The organism is Streptomyces sp. PL-25, assembly GCF_058344915.1.
On sequence record NZ_CP136997.1, the window covers coordinates 4,962,599 to 4,978,447 of the forward strand.

The window sequence follows — 15,849 nt, forward strand, 5'->3', positions numbered from 1 at the left end:
ACTCACGGTCAGGAGTGTCCGGCGCGACAGTGGTGTGCATGAACGCAGACCAGACAGAAGCCCTGATCGGAATGCTCTTCACCTTCGGACTCCTGGTCCTGATGGCGCTGCCCTCGGTGCTCGGCATCCTGCGCGACCGGCGCATCGACCGCAGCATCAGGGAGGCACAGCAGGCCCACCGGGACCAGGAGTCCGCGACACGTGAACCGGAGGCTCAGAAGTCCTCGTCCAGGTCGACGGTGCCCTCCACCGCGACCTGGTACGCGGACGGACGCCGCTCGAAGAAGTTGGTCAGCTCCTGAACACCCTGGAGCTCCATGAAGGAGAAGGGGTTCTCGGAGCCGTAGACCGGAGCGAAGCCCAGGCGGGTCAGCCGCTGGTCGGCCACGCACTCCAGGTACTGCCGCATCGACTCGGTGTTCATCCCCGGGAGGCCGTCACCGCACAGGTCGCGCGCGAACTGCAACTCGGCCTCGACGGCCTCCCGCAGCATGTCGGTGACCTGCTGCTCCAGCTGGTCGTCGAAGAGGTCCGGCTCCTCCTTGCGCACGGTGTCCACCACGTCGAACGCGAACGACATGTGCATCGTCTCGTCCCGGAACACCCAGTTGGTGCCCGTGGCGAGACCGTGCAGCAGACCGCGGCTGCGGAACCAGTAGACGTATGCGAAGGCGCCGTAGAAGAACAGGCCCTCGATGCAGGCGGCGAAGCAGATCAGGTTGAGCAGGAAGCGCCGGCGGTCCGACCTGCTCTCCAGCCGGTCCAGCTTCTCGACCGAGTCCATCCACTTGAAGCAGAACTCCGCCTTCTCGCGGATGGAGGGGATGTTCTCCACCGCCGCGAAGGCCGCCGCCCGGTCCTCCGGGTCGGGCAGGTAGGTGTCCAGCAGCGTCAGATAGAACTGGACGTGCACGGCCTCCTCGAACAGCTGGCGCGACAGGTACAGACGCGCCTCCGGGGAGTTGATGTGCTTGTAGAGCGTGAGCACCAGGTTGTTGGCGACGATCGAGTCACCGGTGGCGAAGAACGCCACCAGGCGGCCGATGAGGTGCTGTTCGCTCGGGATGAGCTTGGCGAGGTCGGCGACGTCCGAGTGGAGGTCGACCTCCTCCACGTGCCAGGTGTTCTTGATGGCGTCCCGGTAGCGGTCGTAGAAGTCCGGGTACCGCATGGGACGCAGGGTCAGTTCGAAGCCCGGGTCGAGCAGGTTCTTGTCACGGGTGGTGCTGGTCATCACTGGCAGGCCTCGCAGGACTCGGGGTTCTCAAGGGAGCAGGCGACCGCGTCGGGGTCGGCCACCTGCTGGGCGGGGACGGCGGCGCGGGTCTGCGCCTGGGCGGCGCGGGCGATCCGGGTCGCCGGACGGGAGCGCAGGTAGTAGGTGGTCTTCAGACCCTGCTTCCAGGCGTAGGCGTACATCGAGGAGAGCTTGCCGATGGTCGGCGTCTCCAGGAACAGGTTGAGCGACTGCGCCTGGTCGAGGAACGGGGTGCGGGCCGCGGCCATGTCGATCAGAGAGCGCTGCCCGATCTCCCACGCCGTGCGGTACAGCCGCCGTACGTCCTCCGGGATCCACGCGAGGTCCTGCACCGAGCCGTTGGACTCGCGCAGCGCCTCGCGGGTACGGGCGTCCCAGACGCCGAGCGTCTTGAGGTCGCGCACCAGGTAGGAGTTGACCTGGAGGAACTCACCCGAGAGCGTCTCGCGCTTGAACAGGTTGGAGACCTGCGGCTCGATGCACTCGTAGACGCCCGCGATGGAGGCGATGGTGGCGGTCGGCGCGATGGCCAGCAGCAGCGAGTTGCGCATGCCGACGGCGGCGATCCGCTCGCGCAGGGCCGCCCAGCGCTCGGGCCAGGTCAGCTCCACGTCGTAGTGGTCGGGGTGCAGCACGCCCCGGGCGGCGCGGGTCTTCTCCCAGGCGGGCAGGGGCGTGTTGCGCTCGGCGAGGTCGGTGGACGCCTCGTAGGCGGCCAGCATGATCCGCTCGGCGATGCGGGTCGACAGGGCCTTCGCCTCGGGGGACTCGAACGGCAGCCGCAGCTTGAAGAAGACGTCCTGGAGGCCCATCGCGCCCAGGCCGACCGGCCGCCAGCGGGAGTTGGAGCGGCCCGCCTGCTCGGTCGGGTAGAAGTTGATGTCGACGACCCGGTCCAGGAAGGTGACGGCGGTGCGGACCGTCTCGTCCAGCCGCTCCCAGTCCAGGTCACCCGTCTCGGGGTCGGCGAAGGCGCCGAGGTTGACCGAGCCGAGGTTGCAGACCGCCGTCTCCCCGTCGTCGGTGACCTCCAGGATCTCCGTGCACAGGTTCGAGGAGTGGATGACGTGGCCGGGCTCCGCCGTCTGGTTGGCGGTGCGGTTGGCGGCGTCCTTGAAGGTCATCCAGCCGTTGCCGGTCTGCGCCAGGGTGCGCATCATCCGGCCGTACAGCTCGCGGGCGGGCATCGTCTTCTGCGCGAGCCCGGCCTCCTCGGCCCTGCGGTAGGCCGCGTCGAACTCGTCGCCCCACAGGTCCACCAGCTCCGGCACGTCCGCCGGGGAGAACAGCGACCATTGCGCGTCGGCGTTGACCCGGCGCATGAACTCGTCCGGTACCCAGTGCGCCAGGTTGAGGTTGTGGGTGCGGCGCGCGTCCTCACCGGTGTTGTCGCGCAGCTCCAGGAACTCCTCGATGTCGGAGTGCCAGGTCTCCAGGTAGACGGCCGCCGCGCCCTTGCGCCGCCCGCCCTGGTTCACCGCGGCCACCGAGGCGTCGAGGGTCTTCAGGAACGGCACGATGCCGTTGGAGTGCCCGTTGGTGCCGCGGATCAGCGAACCGCGCGAGCGGATGCGGGAGTAGGCCAGCCCGATGCCGCCCGCGTGCTTGGAGAGCCGGGCGACCTGGTGGTAGCGGTCGTAGATGCTGTCCAGCTCGTCCTTGGGGGAGTCGAGCAGATAGCAGGAGGACATCTGCGGGTGGCGGGTGCCGGAGTTGAAGAGCGTGGGGGAGGAGGGGAGGTAGTCCAGGCGGCTCATCAGCCCGTAGAGCGCGGCGACCTCGTCGACGGCCCGGGGGCTGTCGTCCTCGGCGAGGCCGGCGGCCACCCGCAGCATGAAGTGCTGGGGCGTCTCGATCACCTTGCGGGTGATCGGGTGCCGCAGCAGGTAGCGGCTGTGCACGGTGCGCAGGCCGAAGTAGCCGAAGCGGTCGTCGGCGGACGGGTCGGCCAGCGCGTCCAGACGGGCCGCGTGCAGCCGGGTGAACGCGGCGGTCCGGTCGGCGATCAGTCCCTCCCGGTGGCCCACGGCGACGGACTCGGTGAAGGAGGTGACGCCCTGGGAGGCGGCCTCGGACCGGATGGAGAGCGTCAGCAGGCGGGCGGCGAGCCGGGAGTAGGCGGGGTCCTCGGAGATGAGCCCGGCCGCGGCCTCGGTGGCCAGCTCCCGCAGCTCCGCCTCGTCCGCGCGGGCCGAACGGCCGCGCAGCGCGGCGGCGGCGACCCGGCCGGGGTCGGCGTCGGGGAGGTCGGCGGTCAGCTCGGTCAGGGTCCGCAGCAGCGCGGCACCGGGACCGTCGTTCTCCAGGCGGCCCTCGGCTGAGACCGGATCGGCGGGCGCGATGGTCACGTGTGGCTCTCCCTCGCTCGGCACGGAGCCTCGGCGAGGGCAGGGAGCGGCAGCACGAGCGCGCACGGCGCCGCGTCCACCGGCCCATTCCGCGAGGCCCGGACGTCAGACACCCGGACCGGACGGCCGGGCGCACTGTTGGCAGGTCCTCGGACTGACGCTCGTATGCGGCCTCAAGGGCATGTGCGTACGAGTACACCGTTGCGGGACAGTTCCGGATTCGCACCGGATTCCCCTGCGACGACAGCGAGCATGAGCATACATCTTGTGCCGGGTGTGGAAGCCACCCCCATATGTTGTGTCGCGTCGACTGCGGAGGGTGTCAGAGGGTCAACGCGTAGGTGAGCAGCCTGGTGTCGGCCAGGTGGGGCAAGGGGTTCCAGTCGCGCCGCGGGGTGCGGACGAAGCCCAGGCGCTCGTAGAGGCGGTGCGCGCTGTGCATGGCGCGCTGGGTGGACAGCACCAGGCGGACACAGCCCGCGGTGGCCCGCGCCCGGTCCGCGCAGGCCCGCACCAGGGCCTCGCGCCCGCGCCCCGGCCGCGTGCCGCGCGGTCGACCGCGAGCATGCGCATCTCGGCCTCGCCGGGACCCGCGATGTCCGCCATGGGGCCGCCGGACGGCACGAAGGCGACCCCGCCCGAGCACCTCGTCCCGCGCCACGGCCACCAGCACCTCGCAGGCCGCCGCCCGTCCGGCGACGTCCCGCAGCACGTCCAGATACGGGTCGTCGGCTCCGAAGTCCAGCAGACCGTCCCGGAGGTACGCCTGGGCGGTGATCTCGCCCAGGGGGGCGTACTCGCCGGGCAGCGCCGGCCTGATCACGAGGTCCATGGCCCCGAGTGTGCCGCACGGACACGGCGACGGGCCGCCGGATTCTCCCGGCGGCCCGTCGGCCCGGTCGAGGGCGTCGGCCTCCTCGAAGGGGGCGTCCGCTCAGTGGGCGCTGCCCGCGGTGGCGGGCGGCAGCTCGACGGAGACACCGGCGTCCCCGGCGTCGGCCGTGTAGTCTTCCGGGCGGGTCTCGTCGACGCCGTCGGGGGCTTTCAGGGCCTTGAGGACGAAGGTCAGGACCACGGCGACGGCCACGTTCAGCACGAACGCCGTCATGCCGATGTAGCCGATCTCGCCGATGCCCGGGATCTCCTTGGCCGAGCCGCCGAAGTGCTTCTGCGTCGGCGAGGCGACCCCGTAGGCCGCGACCGTGCCGTAGACCATGCCGACCGCCCAGCCGGCCAGCAGCGCCCAGCGGTGGAACCAGCGGGTGAACAGGCCGCCGACCAGGGCCGGGAAGGTCTGCAGGATCCAGATCCCGCCGAGCAGCTGGAAGTTGATGGCCACGGTCTTGTCCATGGTCAGCACGAAGACCAGCGCGCCCACCTTCACCAGCAGCGAGACCAGCTTGGAGACCCGGGTCTCCTCCTTGGGCGTCGCGTCCGGCTTGATGAAGTCCTTGTAGATGTTGCGGGTGAACAGGTTCGCGGCCGCGATCGACATGATCGCCGCCGGCACCAGCGCGCCGATGCCGATGGCCGCGAAGGCGATGCCCGTGAACCAGTCCGGGAACATGTCCTCGAACAGCTGCGGGATGGCCAGCTGGCCGTTCTGCACCTTCACGCCCGCCGCGATCGCCATGAAGCCGAGCAGCGCCAGCAGGCCCAGCATCAGCGAGTACAGCGGCAGGATCGTGGTGTTGCGGCGGATCACCTCGCGGCTGCGCGAGGACAGCGTGGCGGTGATCGAGTGCGGATACATGAACAGCGCCAGCGCGGAGCCCAGCGCCAGGGTGGCGTACGTCCACTGGCCGCCCGGGGCCGGTGCCAGTCCGCCCGCCCCCGCCTTGCTGTACTTCTCGGAGGCCGCCGCGAAGATGTCGTCGAACCCGCCCAGCTTGATCGGGATGTAGATGATCGCGACCGCGATGACGATGTAGATGAGCGCGTCCTTCACGAACGCGATCAGCGCGGGCGCGCGCAGCCCCGAGGAGTACGTGTACGCCGCCAGCACGCCGAAGGCGATCAGCAGCGGCAGGTCCTTCACGAACCAGTTGGTGTTCTCGCCGCCGCCCACGCCCATCACGTCCAGCACCGCCTGGATGCCGACGAGCTGGAGCGCGATGTACGGCATGGTGGCGAGGATGCCGGTGAGCGCCACCGCCAGCGACAGGCCCTTGGAGCCGAACCGCCCGCGCACGAAGTCGGACGTCGTCACGTACCCGTGCTTGTGCGAGACCGACCAGAGCCGGGGCAGGAAGGTGAAGATCAGCGGGTAGACCAGGATCGTGTACGGCACCGCGAAGAACCCGGCGGCCCCGGTCGCGTAGATCGCCGCGGGCACCGCCACGAACGTGTAGGCGGTGTACAGGTCGCCGCCGAGCAGGAACCAGGTGATCCAGGTGCCGAAGGACCGGCCGCCCAGGCCCCACTCGTCCAGGCTGTGCTCGTTGTCCGCCCGGCGCCAGCGCGCTGCCAGGAAGCCCATGACGGTGACGAGCAGGAAGAAGAAGATGAAGACGCCGAGCGCGACGCCGTTGACGCCGTCCTTCACCGGGCCGCACCGCCCTTCGCGGACGCGGAGTCACCGGTGCGGCGCCCGCGCTGGTCGTGCTGCCAGAGCCGGTAGGCGATCACCGTGAGGACCGTGGAGATGATCACCCACAGCATCTGGTACCAGTAGAAGAACGGGATGCCGATGAACGTGGGGTCGGTCTTCGCGTACGAACCGACCCACAGCATCGCCACGAACGGCGCGACGAGGCAGAGGCCGATGACCACCCGCAGGGGTGTCACCACCCCTTTGCCCACTCCTGGCCCATCTGACATGTGCGGCTCCGTTCCTGTGCTGGTCACCGGTGCGATGCGCAGGCAATCTAGGTCACGGTGACAAGCGAACGGAACCCCTTGTCCGCATACCGGTTCCGCGGACACCGTCCGGGGACCGGGCGCAGGGGCACGGCGGGGCAGGGCGGGATCAGTCCATCGGCCTCTTCAGGCGCGCCACGAACTTGTAGCGGTCGCCGCGGTAGACCGAGCGCACCCACTCCACGGGCTGGCCGGTGCGGTCCTGGGAGTGCCGGGAGAGCAGCAGCATGGGCAGGCCGACATCGGTGCCGAGCAGCCCGGCCTCGCGGGGGGTGGCCAGCGAGGTCTCGATGGTCTCCTCGGCCTCGGCGAGATGGACGTCGTAGACCTCGGCGAGGGCGGTGTAGAGCGAGGTGTACTTGACCAGGCTGCGGCGCAGCGCGGGGAAGCGCTTGGCCGAGAGGTGCGTGGTCTCGATGGCCATGGGCTCGCCGTTGGCCATGCGCAGCCGCTCGATGCGCAGCACCCGGCCGCCCGCGGTGATGTCGAGCAGGGCGGCGAGCCGGTCGTCGGCGGTGATGTACCCGATGTCCAGCAGCTGAGAGGTCGGTTCCAGTCCTTGGGCGCGCATGTCCTCGGTGTAGGAGGTCAGTTGCAGCGCCTGGGAGACCTTCGGCTTGGCGACGAAGGTGCCTTTGCCCTGGATGCGTTCGAGCCGGCCCTCGACGACGAGTTCCTGGAGCGCCTGGCGCACGGTCGTGCGGGAGGTGTCGAACTCGGCGGCCAGGGTCCGCTCGGGCGGCACGGGCGTGCCGGGCGCCTGCGTCTGGGTCATGTCGAGCAGGTGCTTCTTCAGGCGGTAGTACTTGGGCACGCGCGCGGTACGGACGGTCGCCCCACCCTCGTTCTCCGCACTGCTGACGTCGGTGCTCATGCTCTGCCTTCCCGGCTCCAGTGCCGAAGCGACCGACTCCCGTCGGCCACGGCTCACATCGTGGCACGGCTTCTTGTGACGGGTGGCACCCGCACGCTCCGTGATCTCCTCTGTATACCGCCGTGACCCCCGCTGGTCTAGTCCATCGCCCGTCCCCGGCCCGGGTGGTCCACGCGAACAGGCGCGCGACCGGGGGGAAGTGACGGCCGGTGGTCCAGTGGAGCGGGGACGTCCGTTTGACCGCATGAGCAATGAAAGGTCCCTGCATATCGCGGTCCCATAACGGAGCACCTGAGCAGGTCGGCGCACCCTTGACAGCCCTATTGGTCTGGGCCAAGCTCCCCGTACTGGTCTACACCATTGGTCCAGGTCCCGGCCCCATGGGCGGTGTGCGCTGACGCTTCCAACTGTCGCTCAACCGCGGGGAGGCAGGGGGGTTTGTGGCATCCCTGAGGAGGGTGGCGTGAAGCGCAAGCTTGTTGCCGCGATCGGTATCGCGGGAATGATGGTCTCCATCGCGGCCTGTGGCGGCAGTGACGACGACAAGGGGGGCTCGAACGGTGCGGACGCCAAGGAGCTGACCGTCTGGCTCACCGTCGACGCGCAGAACAACTGGCCGGACCTGGTCAAGGCCGCCGACGACGCGGTGGTGAAGAAGCACCCGGGGCTGAAGGTCAAGCACGAGTACTACGGCTGGCCGGACAAGAACACCAAGCTCGACGCGGTGCTCGCCACCGACAAGGCCCCCGACGTGGTCGAGATGGGCAACACCGAGATGCTCGGCTACATGGTCAAGGGCGCCTTCGCTCCGCTGGACGCGTCGAAGTTCGACAACTCCTCCGGGTGGCTGGACGGCCTCAAGGCCTCCGTGACGTACGAGGGCAAGACCTACGGTGTGCCCTACTACGCCGGTGGCCGCGTGGCCAACTGGCGCAAGGACATCTTCGCGCAGTCCGATGTGAAGACCACGCCGAAGACCTACCAGGAACTGATCGCCGACCTGGACAAGGTGCAGCAGAAGCAGGGCGACAAGTTCAGCGCCTGGTACCAGCCCAGCCGTGACTGGTACGCCGCCATGTCCTTCGTCTACGACGCCGGCGGCTCCATCGCCAAGGAGGACGGCGGCCAGTGGAAGGCCAACCTCTCCTCGCCGGAGTCCCTGAAGGGCCTGAACGACTACAAGGCCGTCCTGGACAAGTACATGCACGGTGACAAGACCAAGGACGAGGCCGACCGGCCCATCGTCTACGGCCAGGGCAAGTCCGGCATGATCTTCGCCGCCGCCTGGGAGGGCGCGACCGCCGCCGACCCGAAGAACGACAAGGTCGGCAAGCTCGCCGACAAGGTCGAGAACTTCGTGATGCCCGGCCCGTCCGGCAAGAACATGCCGGTCTTCCTCGGCGGTTCGGACCTCGCCGTCCCGGTCAAGTCCAAGGCGCAGGCCGTCGCCGCCGAGTGGATCAACGCCTTCACCGGCACCGCCGGTCAGAAGGGCCTGATCGCCAAGGGCAACCTGCCCAACAACAAGACCGACCTCGCGACGCTGAAGAGCGACCCGAAGACGGCGGTCCCGGCCACCGCGGCCGAGTCCAGCTGGTTCGTCCCGATGGCGCCGGGCTGGGGCCAGGTCGAGAAGGCCCAGGTGCTGCAGACCATGCTGCAGAGCATCGGCACCGGCAAGAAGTCGGTCGAGGACGCCGCCAAGGAGGCGGACGCCGCGATCGACAAGGTCATCAACACCAAGTGACCTGAGCGCAGGGCCCTGCCGCGGGCGGGGCCCTGCTTCTCGCACGGCCGTCTCACGGGGCCCGCTCCCCGTACGGCCGTGCCGGGCTTTGCCTTGCTTCGCCTTCGTACCACCTGACGGCCGCTGAGGAGCGCGCGATGAGTGCCGCAGACACGACCACCCCTGCCAAGGTGCCGCCACCGCGGCAGGCGCCGCCACCCGCCGCCGCGGACCGGCCGCGCAGAAACCGGGCGTCGGGCGGCGCGACGACCCCATGGCTGCTGCTCGCCCCCTGCCTGCTGATCCTGGCCCTGGTCATGGCCTACCCGCTGGTGCGGCTGGTCACGCTGTCCTTCCAGAAGTTCCAGCAGCCGCAGCTGTGGGGCTTCCAGAAGGCCGACTGGGTCGGGTTCTCCAACTTCACCAAGGTGCTCAGCGACGACGAGTTCTGGTCGGTCGTCGTGCGCACCATCGTCTTCGCCGCCGGCTGCGTGATCCTCACCATGGTCATCGGCATGGCGCTCGCCCTGCTCCAGCAGCGGGTCTCCGGCTGGGTCAAGACGCTGATCAACATCGCGCTGGTGGCCAGTTGGGGCATGCCCGTCATCGTGGCCACCACCGTCTTCAAGTGGCTCTTCGACTCCGACTACGGCATCCTCAACGCGCTGCTGAGCAAGCTGCCCGGAGTCGAGCTGATCGGCCACAACTGGTTCGCCAGCGGCCCCCAGGGGCTCGCGGTGATCATGCTCCTCGTGGTCTGGGGCGCCGTGCCCTTCGTCGTCATCACGCTCAGCGCCGGTCTGACGCAGGTGCCCAAGGAGATGGAGGAGGCGGCCCGGCTCGACGGCGCCGGCGCCTGGGGTGTCTTCCGCTATGTCACCCTGCCCATCCTCAAGCCGGTCCTCGTGATGCTCACGACCCTGTCGGTCATCTGGGACATGGGCGTCTTCCCGCAGGTGTTCGTCATGCGCGGCGGCCACCCCGAGGCCGAGTTCCAGATCCTCAACACCTACTCCTACGACCGCGCCTTCGTGGTCAACGACTACGCGCAGGGCTCGGCGATCGCCCTGATCACCGTGCTGCTGCTGCTGGGCGTGGTCGCCGTGTACATGCGCCAGATGCTGAAGATCGGAGAGGTCGAATGAGCACCCTGAGCGGCACGAGCACCGCCGCCCCCGCGGTCCGCCGCCGCCGGGCGCCGAAGCTCGGCTGGAACCTGCTCGGCCTCCTGGTCTTCGTCGTCCTGGGCTTCCCGCTCTACTGGATGCTCAACACCGCGTTCAAGCCGGCCAAGGACGCCATCGACCCGGACCCGAGCCTGCTGCCCACCGGCTTCACCACGGCCAACTTCAAGCGCGCCCTGGAGGTCTCCGACTTCTGGGGCCCGGTCGGGCGCAGCCTGATCGTGTCCCTGGTCGTCGTGGGCGTCGGCATCGTCGTCGGCACGCTGGCCGCGCTCGCCATCTCCCGGTTCGCCTTCCGGGGCCGCAAGATCGTGATCGTGGGCATTCTCGCGGTGCAGATGGTGCCGCTGGTCGCCATGATCATCCCGATCTTCCTGCTGCTGAACGACCTGGGTCAGTACGACAAGCTGACCGGCCTGATCATCACGTATCTGACCTTCGTGCTCCCCTTCACGGTGTGGACGCTGCGCGGTTTCATCGTCAACATCCCCAAGGAACTCGAAGAAGCCGCCATGGTCGACGGCTGCACCCGCACCGGCGCCTTCGTCCGCGTGGTCTTCCCGCTGCTCGCCCCCGGCATGGTCGCCACCTCGGTCTACGGCTTCATCCAGGCCTGGAACGAGTACCTCTACGCCCTGATGCTGATGAGCCAGCAGAACCAGACCGCCACGGTCTGGCTCGGCAACTTCACCACCAAGAACGGCACCGAATACGCCCCGATGATGGCCGGAGCCACCATGATGGCGGTGCCCATCGTCGTTCTGTTCCTCCTCGTACAGCGCAAGATGGCCGCGGGCCTGACCGCGGGCGCCGTGAAGGGATAACGCCACCCGATGACGACATTCGCCGGCGGTGCCACCGCCTCCGACGCGGCGAGCGACCGGCTCGCCCGCGACGCGCTGACCGTCCTCCAGCCCGGCTTCACCGGGACCACGGCCCCCGACTGGCTGCTGCGCCGGCTCGGCGAAGGACTGGCCTCGGTCGGTCTGTTCGGCCGCAACGTCGCCACCGCGGAGCAGCTGACCGCCCTCACCGCCCGGTTGCGCGCCGAGCGCGAGGACGTCCTCGTCGCCATCGACGAGGAGGGCGGCGACGTCACGCGCCTGGAGGTGCGCACCGGCTCCAGCTTCCCCGGCAACCACGCGCTCGGCGCGGTGGACGACGTGCAGCTGACCGAGGACGTCGCCCGCGAACTCGGCCGGCGGCTCGCCGAGTGCGGCGTCAACTTCGACTGGGCGCCCTCAGCGGACGTCAACTCCAACCCGGGCAACCCGGTCATCGGCGTCCGCTCCTTCGGCGCCTCCACCGACCTGGTCGCCCGGCACACCGCCGCCTATGTCCGCGGGCTCCAGGCGGCGGGCGTCGCCGCCTGCACCAAGCACTTCCCCGGGCACGGCGACACCGCGGTCGACTCGCACCACGCGCTGCCCCGCATCGACGTGGACGCCGATGTGCTCCAGGCCCGCGACCTGGTGCCGTTCCGCGCGGCCGTGGCCGCCGGGACCAAGGCCGTGATGAGCGCGCACATCCTGGTGCCGGCCCTGGAGCCGGACCTTCCGGCAACGTTGTCCAGGCGGGTGCTCACCGAACTGCTGCGCGGCGAACTGGGCTACGACGGCCTGATCGTCACCGACGCCGTGGAGATGAAGGCCATCGCCGACACCTACGGCATCGAGCGGGGCAGTGTCCTCGCCGTCGCCGCGGGTGCCGACGCGATCTGCGTGGGCGGCGGCCTCGCGGACGAGGGGACCGTCGACCGGCTGCGGGACGCCCTGGTCGGCGCGGTCCGCTCCGGCGACCTGCCCGAGGAGCGGCTCGCCGACGCCGCCGAACGGGTCCGCGCCCTCGCCCGCTGGACCGCCGAGGCGGCGGCCACCGGCACCGGTGTCGTCGCCGACCCCGAGGTCGGTCTGCGCGCGGCCCGCCGGGCCCAGCGGGTCACCGTCGCGGAAACGTTCACTCCGCTCGACCGCGCGCCCTACGTCGCCGCCCTCACCCCGGTCGCCAACATCGCGGTCGGCGACGAGACGCCCTGGGGCGTGGCCGCCGAACTGTCCCGGCTCCTGCCCGGCACGGAGACCGGCAGCTTCAGCGGCGACGACGCCGGACAGGCGGCCCTGCGGGCGGCCGGCGACCGGCGCGTGGTGGCGGTCGTCCGCGACGAGCACCGCCATCCCTGGATGGCCGCCGCCCTGGACACGCTGATCGCGGCCCGCCCCGACACGATCGTCGTCGAGATGGGCGTCCCCCAGGCCACCCCCCGGGGCGCCCTCCACATCGCCACCCACGGCGCCGCCCGCGTCTGCGGCCTGGCGGCGGCGGAGATCATCGCCGGGAAGTAGCCCAGCCCGCACCCGCACCCGCACAGGCGTCGGTCACCCCTCGGGGGACCGGCGCCTTCGGGCATCCCGCCCGGCACGGGAGACGTCGACACGCTCGACACCGTCGACGCAGGGGACACCGAGGCGGCCCGGGACATGGCACCGGCGCGGGTACGGCAGAGGCGCCGGTCCCCCTCACCGGGCGCCGGCGCCTCGCGCGCATCTCCTCCGCGCACGGCCGGACCGGGCCGCGCGGGACGGAGGGGGAAGAGGGAGGAGAGGCCCTAGATCCCCTGCCAGTCCGGCTTGTTGGCGTAGGTGTGGCGGAAGTAGTCGGCGAGCTTCAGCTTGGCGGCGGCGGCCTCGTCGACGACCACGGTGGCGTGCGGGTGGAGCTGCAGTGCCGAGGCCGGGCAGACCGCGGCGACCGGGCCCTCGACGGTCGCGGCGACCGCGTCCGCCTTGCCCTCCCCGGTGGCCAGCAGCACCAGGTGCCGGGCCTCCAGGATCGTGCCGATGCCCTGGGTGATGACGTGGTGCGGGACCTGCTCGACGTCGCCGTCGAAGAAGCGCGCGTTGTCCACTCGGGTCTGCTCGGTCAGCGTCTTGATGCGTGTCCGCGAGGCGAGCGAGGAGCACGGCTCGTTGAACCCGATGTGCCCGTCCGTGCCGATGCCCAGCAACTGGAGGTCCACCCCTCCGGCCTCGGCCAGCGCACCGTCGTACGCCTCGCAGGCCCCCTGCACGTCCTCGGCGGTGCCGTCCGGGCCGAGGAACGCCTCCATGCCGATCCCCAGCGGCTCCAGCACCTCCCGGCGCAGGACGGACCGGTAGGACTCCGGGTGGTCGGCGGGCAGCCCCACGTACTCGTCGAGCTGTGCGATCCGTGCCCGGGAGGTGTCCGCGGCGCCGGAAGCGACCTTGGCCGCCAGCGCCTCGTAGATGGGCAGCGGAGTAGAACCCGTGGCCACGCCGAGCAGGGCGTCGGGCTTCCGCCGCAGCAGCTGCGCCATGGCCTCGGCGATGAGCTCGCCGCCCGCCCTGGCATCCGGAACGATGACAACTTCCACGCTGGGCCTGCCGATCTGAGGAGAGCCGAGAAGGGGACCGGACCCGGAAAGGAGGGGTCGTGTGGTTTAGACCAATCTAGCAGAATCGGGTTCCCGGGACCCGTCCCGCGCGATCATCGGCCCTTCACCGCGGACCCCGCACCGACGCACCCGCCACCACCCCGCGAACCGCCCCCCGGCAGCCTCGTCGCCCGCCTCCTCTCTACCTCTCCGCCCCCCTGTCCCGCCACCCCCTGCGCCCCCTTCCGTCGCCCCCTGTCTCCTTCTCTCCTGTGCGTCCCCGCTCTCCTCGCCCCCCCTGAGCTTCCCGGGCTCCCCGTCGTCCCCTCATGTGAGCGACCCCCCTGTCGCGTCCACCCAGCTCCCCGTCACCCACCGTCCGGCGTCCGAGACGAGGAAGGCCACCACGTCCGCCACGTCCGCCGGTGCGCCGACCCGGCCGAGCGCGGATATCGCCGCCGCCCGGTCCCAGCCGCCCGGTGTGCCGTGCAGCAGGCCGGCCGTGTTGTCGGTGTCGATGATCCCGGGCGCGACCGAGTTGACCGTGATGCCGCGGGGGCCCAGCAGCTTGGACAGATCCCGGGTGAACACGTCCAGCGCGGCCTTGGTCATGGCGTAGGCCACCTTGTCCGGCATCACCGCCGTACGCGCGAGGCCGGAGGAGACGTTGACGATCCGGCCGCCGTCGCGCAGCCGGTGGAGGCCGTGGCGGACGAGGAAGAACGGAGCCTTGGTGTTCACCGCGAAGACCTGGTCGTACTCCTTCTCCTCGATCGCCTCCAGCGGCTGCGACGTGCCGACCCCGGCGTTGTTCACCAGGATGTCCAGGCCGTCCGCGTGCCGGTCGAACTCGGCCCACAGCGCCTCGGCGTCGCCGGGCCCGCCCAGCTCGGCGCCGATCGCGAACGCCGATCCGCCAGCCGCCTCGATCGCCGCGACCGTGTCCTCGGCCGCCGTCGCGCTCCTGCCGTAGTGCACCGCGACGCGTGCGCCGTCCCGGGCCAGCCGCTCGGCCACGCCCCGACCGATGCCTCTGCCGGCCCCGGTGACCAGCGCGGTGCGGCCCGCGAGCACGCCCGTCCGTCCGGTCGCACCTGTCCGCTCGTCCGTTCCCATGACGCCCATGTCAGGCCCCCTCGCATTTCCCTAGCGGTCGCTACAGAAAGACCGTACAACAGCCCGCTGACAGTTCTCTAGTGGCCGCTATAAAATCACTCCATGGAGGCACAGCAGGAGAAAGAAGCGCAGGTCGGCGGGGAGCGGGAGCGCGCGCCCGCCGCCAGGCGCCGCGGCCGGCCGCGTTCGTTCGACCGGGCGACCGCCCTGGAGAAGGCGGTCCTCGCCTTCTGGGAGAACGGGTACGAGGGCACCTCCGTCTCCGATCTCACCCGGGTCATGGGCATCGGCGCCCCCAGCCTGTACGCGGCCTTCGGCGACAAGCAGGCGCTCTTCGCCGAAGTGGTGCGCGACTACGGCGAGCGGTACGGCTCCTTCGGCGAACGCGCCCTGGCCGAGGAGCCCACGGCGCGTGCCGCCGTCGAGCGGATGCTGCGCGAGGCGGCGGCCGAGTACACCGCGCCGGGCCGCCCGCACGGCTGCCTGGTCATCCACGCGGCCGCGAACTGCACGACCCCGGAGGTGGAGGAGTCCCTGCGGGCCCGGCGCAACGAGAACATCGCCGCGTTCGAGAGCCGGATACGCGCCGATGTCGCCGCCGGGGAGCTGCCGGCGGACACCGACACCGGCGCACTCGCCCGGTACGTCGGCGCACTGGTCCAGGGCATGTCCCAGCAGGCGCGCGACGGCGCGCGCCGCGAGGAGCTGGAGGCGGTCGCGGAAATTGCCCTGGCCGTCTGGCCCCGCCGCTGAGCCGCGCGGGCTAGGCTGCTGCCTGGTGAGCGCCCGGTGCCCGGCGGGGCCGGCCGGTCCTGTACGACCGTCCGATCACGCCGTTCGATGAAGAAAGCACAACGAACAGCTGCCCGCTCATGGACAGGCCCAAGTGGTCTAGTCCACAATCGAGGGGGATCCCGGACGCGGACCGCGCGACCCGTCCGTGCACACGAGGTGAACACACGAACCTCCGTTCTCCCCGCACAGGAGGACGGACCGAGGAACCGGTGCTCTCTGCCCTGACTGCTCCGGCTCCTCATCCTTCGGCCGACCGGGACCGCACACCCCACGGCCGATATTGCTCCGGGCTGCGGTG

Annotated in this window: 13 protein-coding genes, 1 pseudogene and 1 riboswitch; of the genes and pseudogenes, 6 read left to right on the forward strand and 8 right to left on the reverse strand. The window is 70.4% G+C overall.

Translation table 11 applies throughout. From position 1 onward, the window contains the following. Positions 1–38 precede the first annotated feature (38 nt). Positions 39–302, forward strand: a complete 264-nt coding sequence (locus R4Z62_RS22515; protein ID WP_107440815.1) for a hypothetical protein — start codon at positions 39–41, stop codon at positions 300–302. Here R4Z62_RS22515 and R4Z62_RS22520 read toward each other — a convergent pair. The 6 genes and pseudogenes from R4Z62_RS22520 to R4Z62_RS22545 all read right to left on the reverse strand — a co-directional run bounded on the left by R4Z62_RS22520 (position 215) and on the right by R4Z62_RS22545 (position 7,339). Then, positions 215–1,234: a ribonucleotide-diphosphate reductase subunit beta gene (locus R4Z62_RS22520; RefSeq protein WP_491520722.1), complete on the reverse strand. Its 1,020-nt coding sequence runs from the start codon at positions 1,232–1,234 to the stop codon at positions 215–217. The genes R4Z62_RS22515 and R4Z62_RS22520 overlap by 88 nt on opposite strands. After that, the gene (locus R4Z62_RS22525; protein WP_491520723.1) at positions 1,234–3,606 is read right to left on the reverse strand and encodes a ribonucleoside-diphosphate reductase subunit alpha; all 2,373 of its coding nucleotides are present in this window, start codon (positions 3,604–3,606) and stop codon (positions 1,234–1,236) included. The genes R4Z62_RS22520 and R4Z62_RS22525 overlap by 1 nt, the downstream gene beginning before the upstream one ends. A gap of 123 nt (positions 3,607–3,729) precedes the next feature. Next, positions 3,730–3,866, reverse strand: a riboswitch (cobalamin riboswitch). 62 nt (positions 3,867–3,928) lie between these two features. Next, positions 3,929–4,438, reverse strand: a pseudogene (locus R4Z62_RS22530) (GNAT family N-acetyltransferase). 102 nt (positions 4,439–4,540) lie between these two features. Then, the gene (gene mctP / locus R4Z62_RS22535; RefSeq protein ID WP_355476876.1) at positions 4,541–6,151 is read right to left on the reverse strand and encodes a monocarboxylate uptake permease MctP; all 1,611 of its coding nucleotides are present in this window, start codon (positions 6,149–6,151) and stop codon (positions 4,541–4,543) included. Beyond that, positions 6,148–6,426, reverse strand: coding sequence for a DUF3311 domain-containing protein (locus R4Z62_RS22540; protein ID WP_064535215.1), 279 nt, complete (start codon positions 6,424–6,426; stop codon positions 6,148–6,150). The genes mctP and R4Z62_RS22540 overlap by 4 nt, the downstream gene beginning before the upstream one ends. A 148-nt stretch (positions 6,427–6,574) precedes the next feature. Then, complete coding sequence (locus R4Z62_RS22545) at positions 6,575–7,339, reverse strand: GntR family transcriptional regulator (RefSeq protein WP_018571345.1); 765 nt, start codon at positions 7,337–7,339, stop codon at positions 6,575–6,577. Between the two features lie 463 nt (positions 7,340–7,802). Here R4Z62_RS22545 and R4Z62_RS22550 point away from each other — a divergent pair, with 463 nt between their 5' ends. The 4 genes from R4Z62_RS22550 to R4Z62_RS22565 all read left to right on the forward strand — a co-directional run bounded on the left by R4Z62_RS22550 (position 7,803) and on the right by R4Z62_RS22565 (position 12,591). Next, the gene (locus R4Z62_RS22550; protein WP_064535216.1) at positions 7,803–9,086 is read left to right on the forward strand and encodes an extracellular solute-binding protein; all 1,284 of its coding nucleotides are present in this window, start codon (positions 7,803–7,805) and stop codon (positions 9,084–9,086) included. Positions 9,087–9,223: 137 nt separating this feature from the next. Beyond that, positions 9,224–10,210 (forward strand): carbohydrate ABC transporter permease, encoded by a 987-nt coding sequence (locus R4Z62_RS22555; RefSeq protein WP_064535217.1) that lies wholly within the window; start codon positions 9,224–9,226, stop codon positions 10,208–10,210. Beyond that, on the forward strand, positions 10,207–11,073 hold the full coding sequence (locus R4Z62_RS22560; RefSeq protein ID WP_018571348.1) for a carbohydrate ABC transporter permease: 867 nt from the start codon (positions 10,207–10,209) through the stop codon (positions 11,071–11,073). Before R4Z62_RS22555 ends, R4Z62_RS22560 begins: the two co-directional genes overlap by 4 nt. Positions 11,074–11,082: 9 nt before the next feature. Next, the gene (locus R4Z62_RS22565) at positions 11,083–12,591 is read left to right on the forward strand and encodes a glycoside hydrolase family 3 protein (protein ID WP_064535218.1); all 1,509 of its coding nucleotides are present in this window, start codon (positions 11,083–11,085) and stop codon (positions 12,589–12,591) included. Between the two features lie 263 nt (positions 12,592–12,854). Here the strand turns inward: R4Z62_RS22565 and nagB are convergent, their stop codons facing one another. Continuing rightward, positions 12,855–13,640, reverse strand: a complete 786-nt coding sequence (nagB, locus tag R4Z62_RS22570; RefSeq protein WP_382849519.1) for a glucosamine-6-phosphate deaminase — start codon at positions 13,638–13,640, stop codon at positions 12,855–12,857. A gap of 327 nt (positions 13,641–13,967) precedes the next feature. Beyond that, positions 13,968–14,765 carry an SDR family oxidoreductase gene (locus R4Z62_RS22575; protein ID WP_491520724.1) on the reverse strand — a complete coding sequence of 266 codons (798 nt, stop codon included), beginning with the start codon at positions 14,763–14,765 and terminating at the stop codon, positions 13,968–13,970. Between the two features lie 93 nt (positions 14,766–14,858). Between R4Z62_RS22575 and R4Z62_RS22580 the strand changes: the two genes are divergently transcribed. Continuing rightward, the gene (locus tag R4Z62_RS22580) at positions 14,859–15,509 is read left to right on the forward strand and encodes a TetR/AcrR family transcriptional regulator (RefSeq protein ID WP_491520725.1); all 651 of its coding nucleotides are present in this window, start codon (positions 14,859–14,861) and stop codon (positions 15,507–15,509) included. The last annotated feature ends 340 nt before the right edge of the window (positions 15,510–15,849 follow it).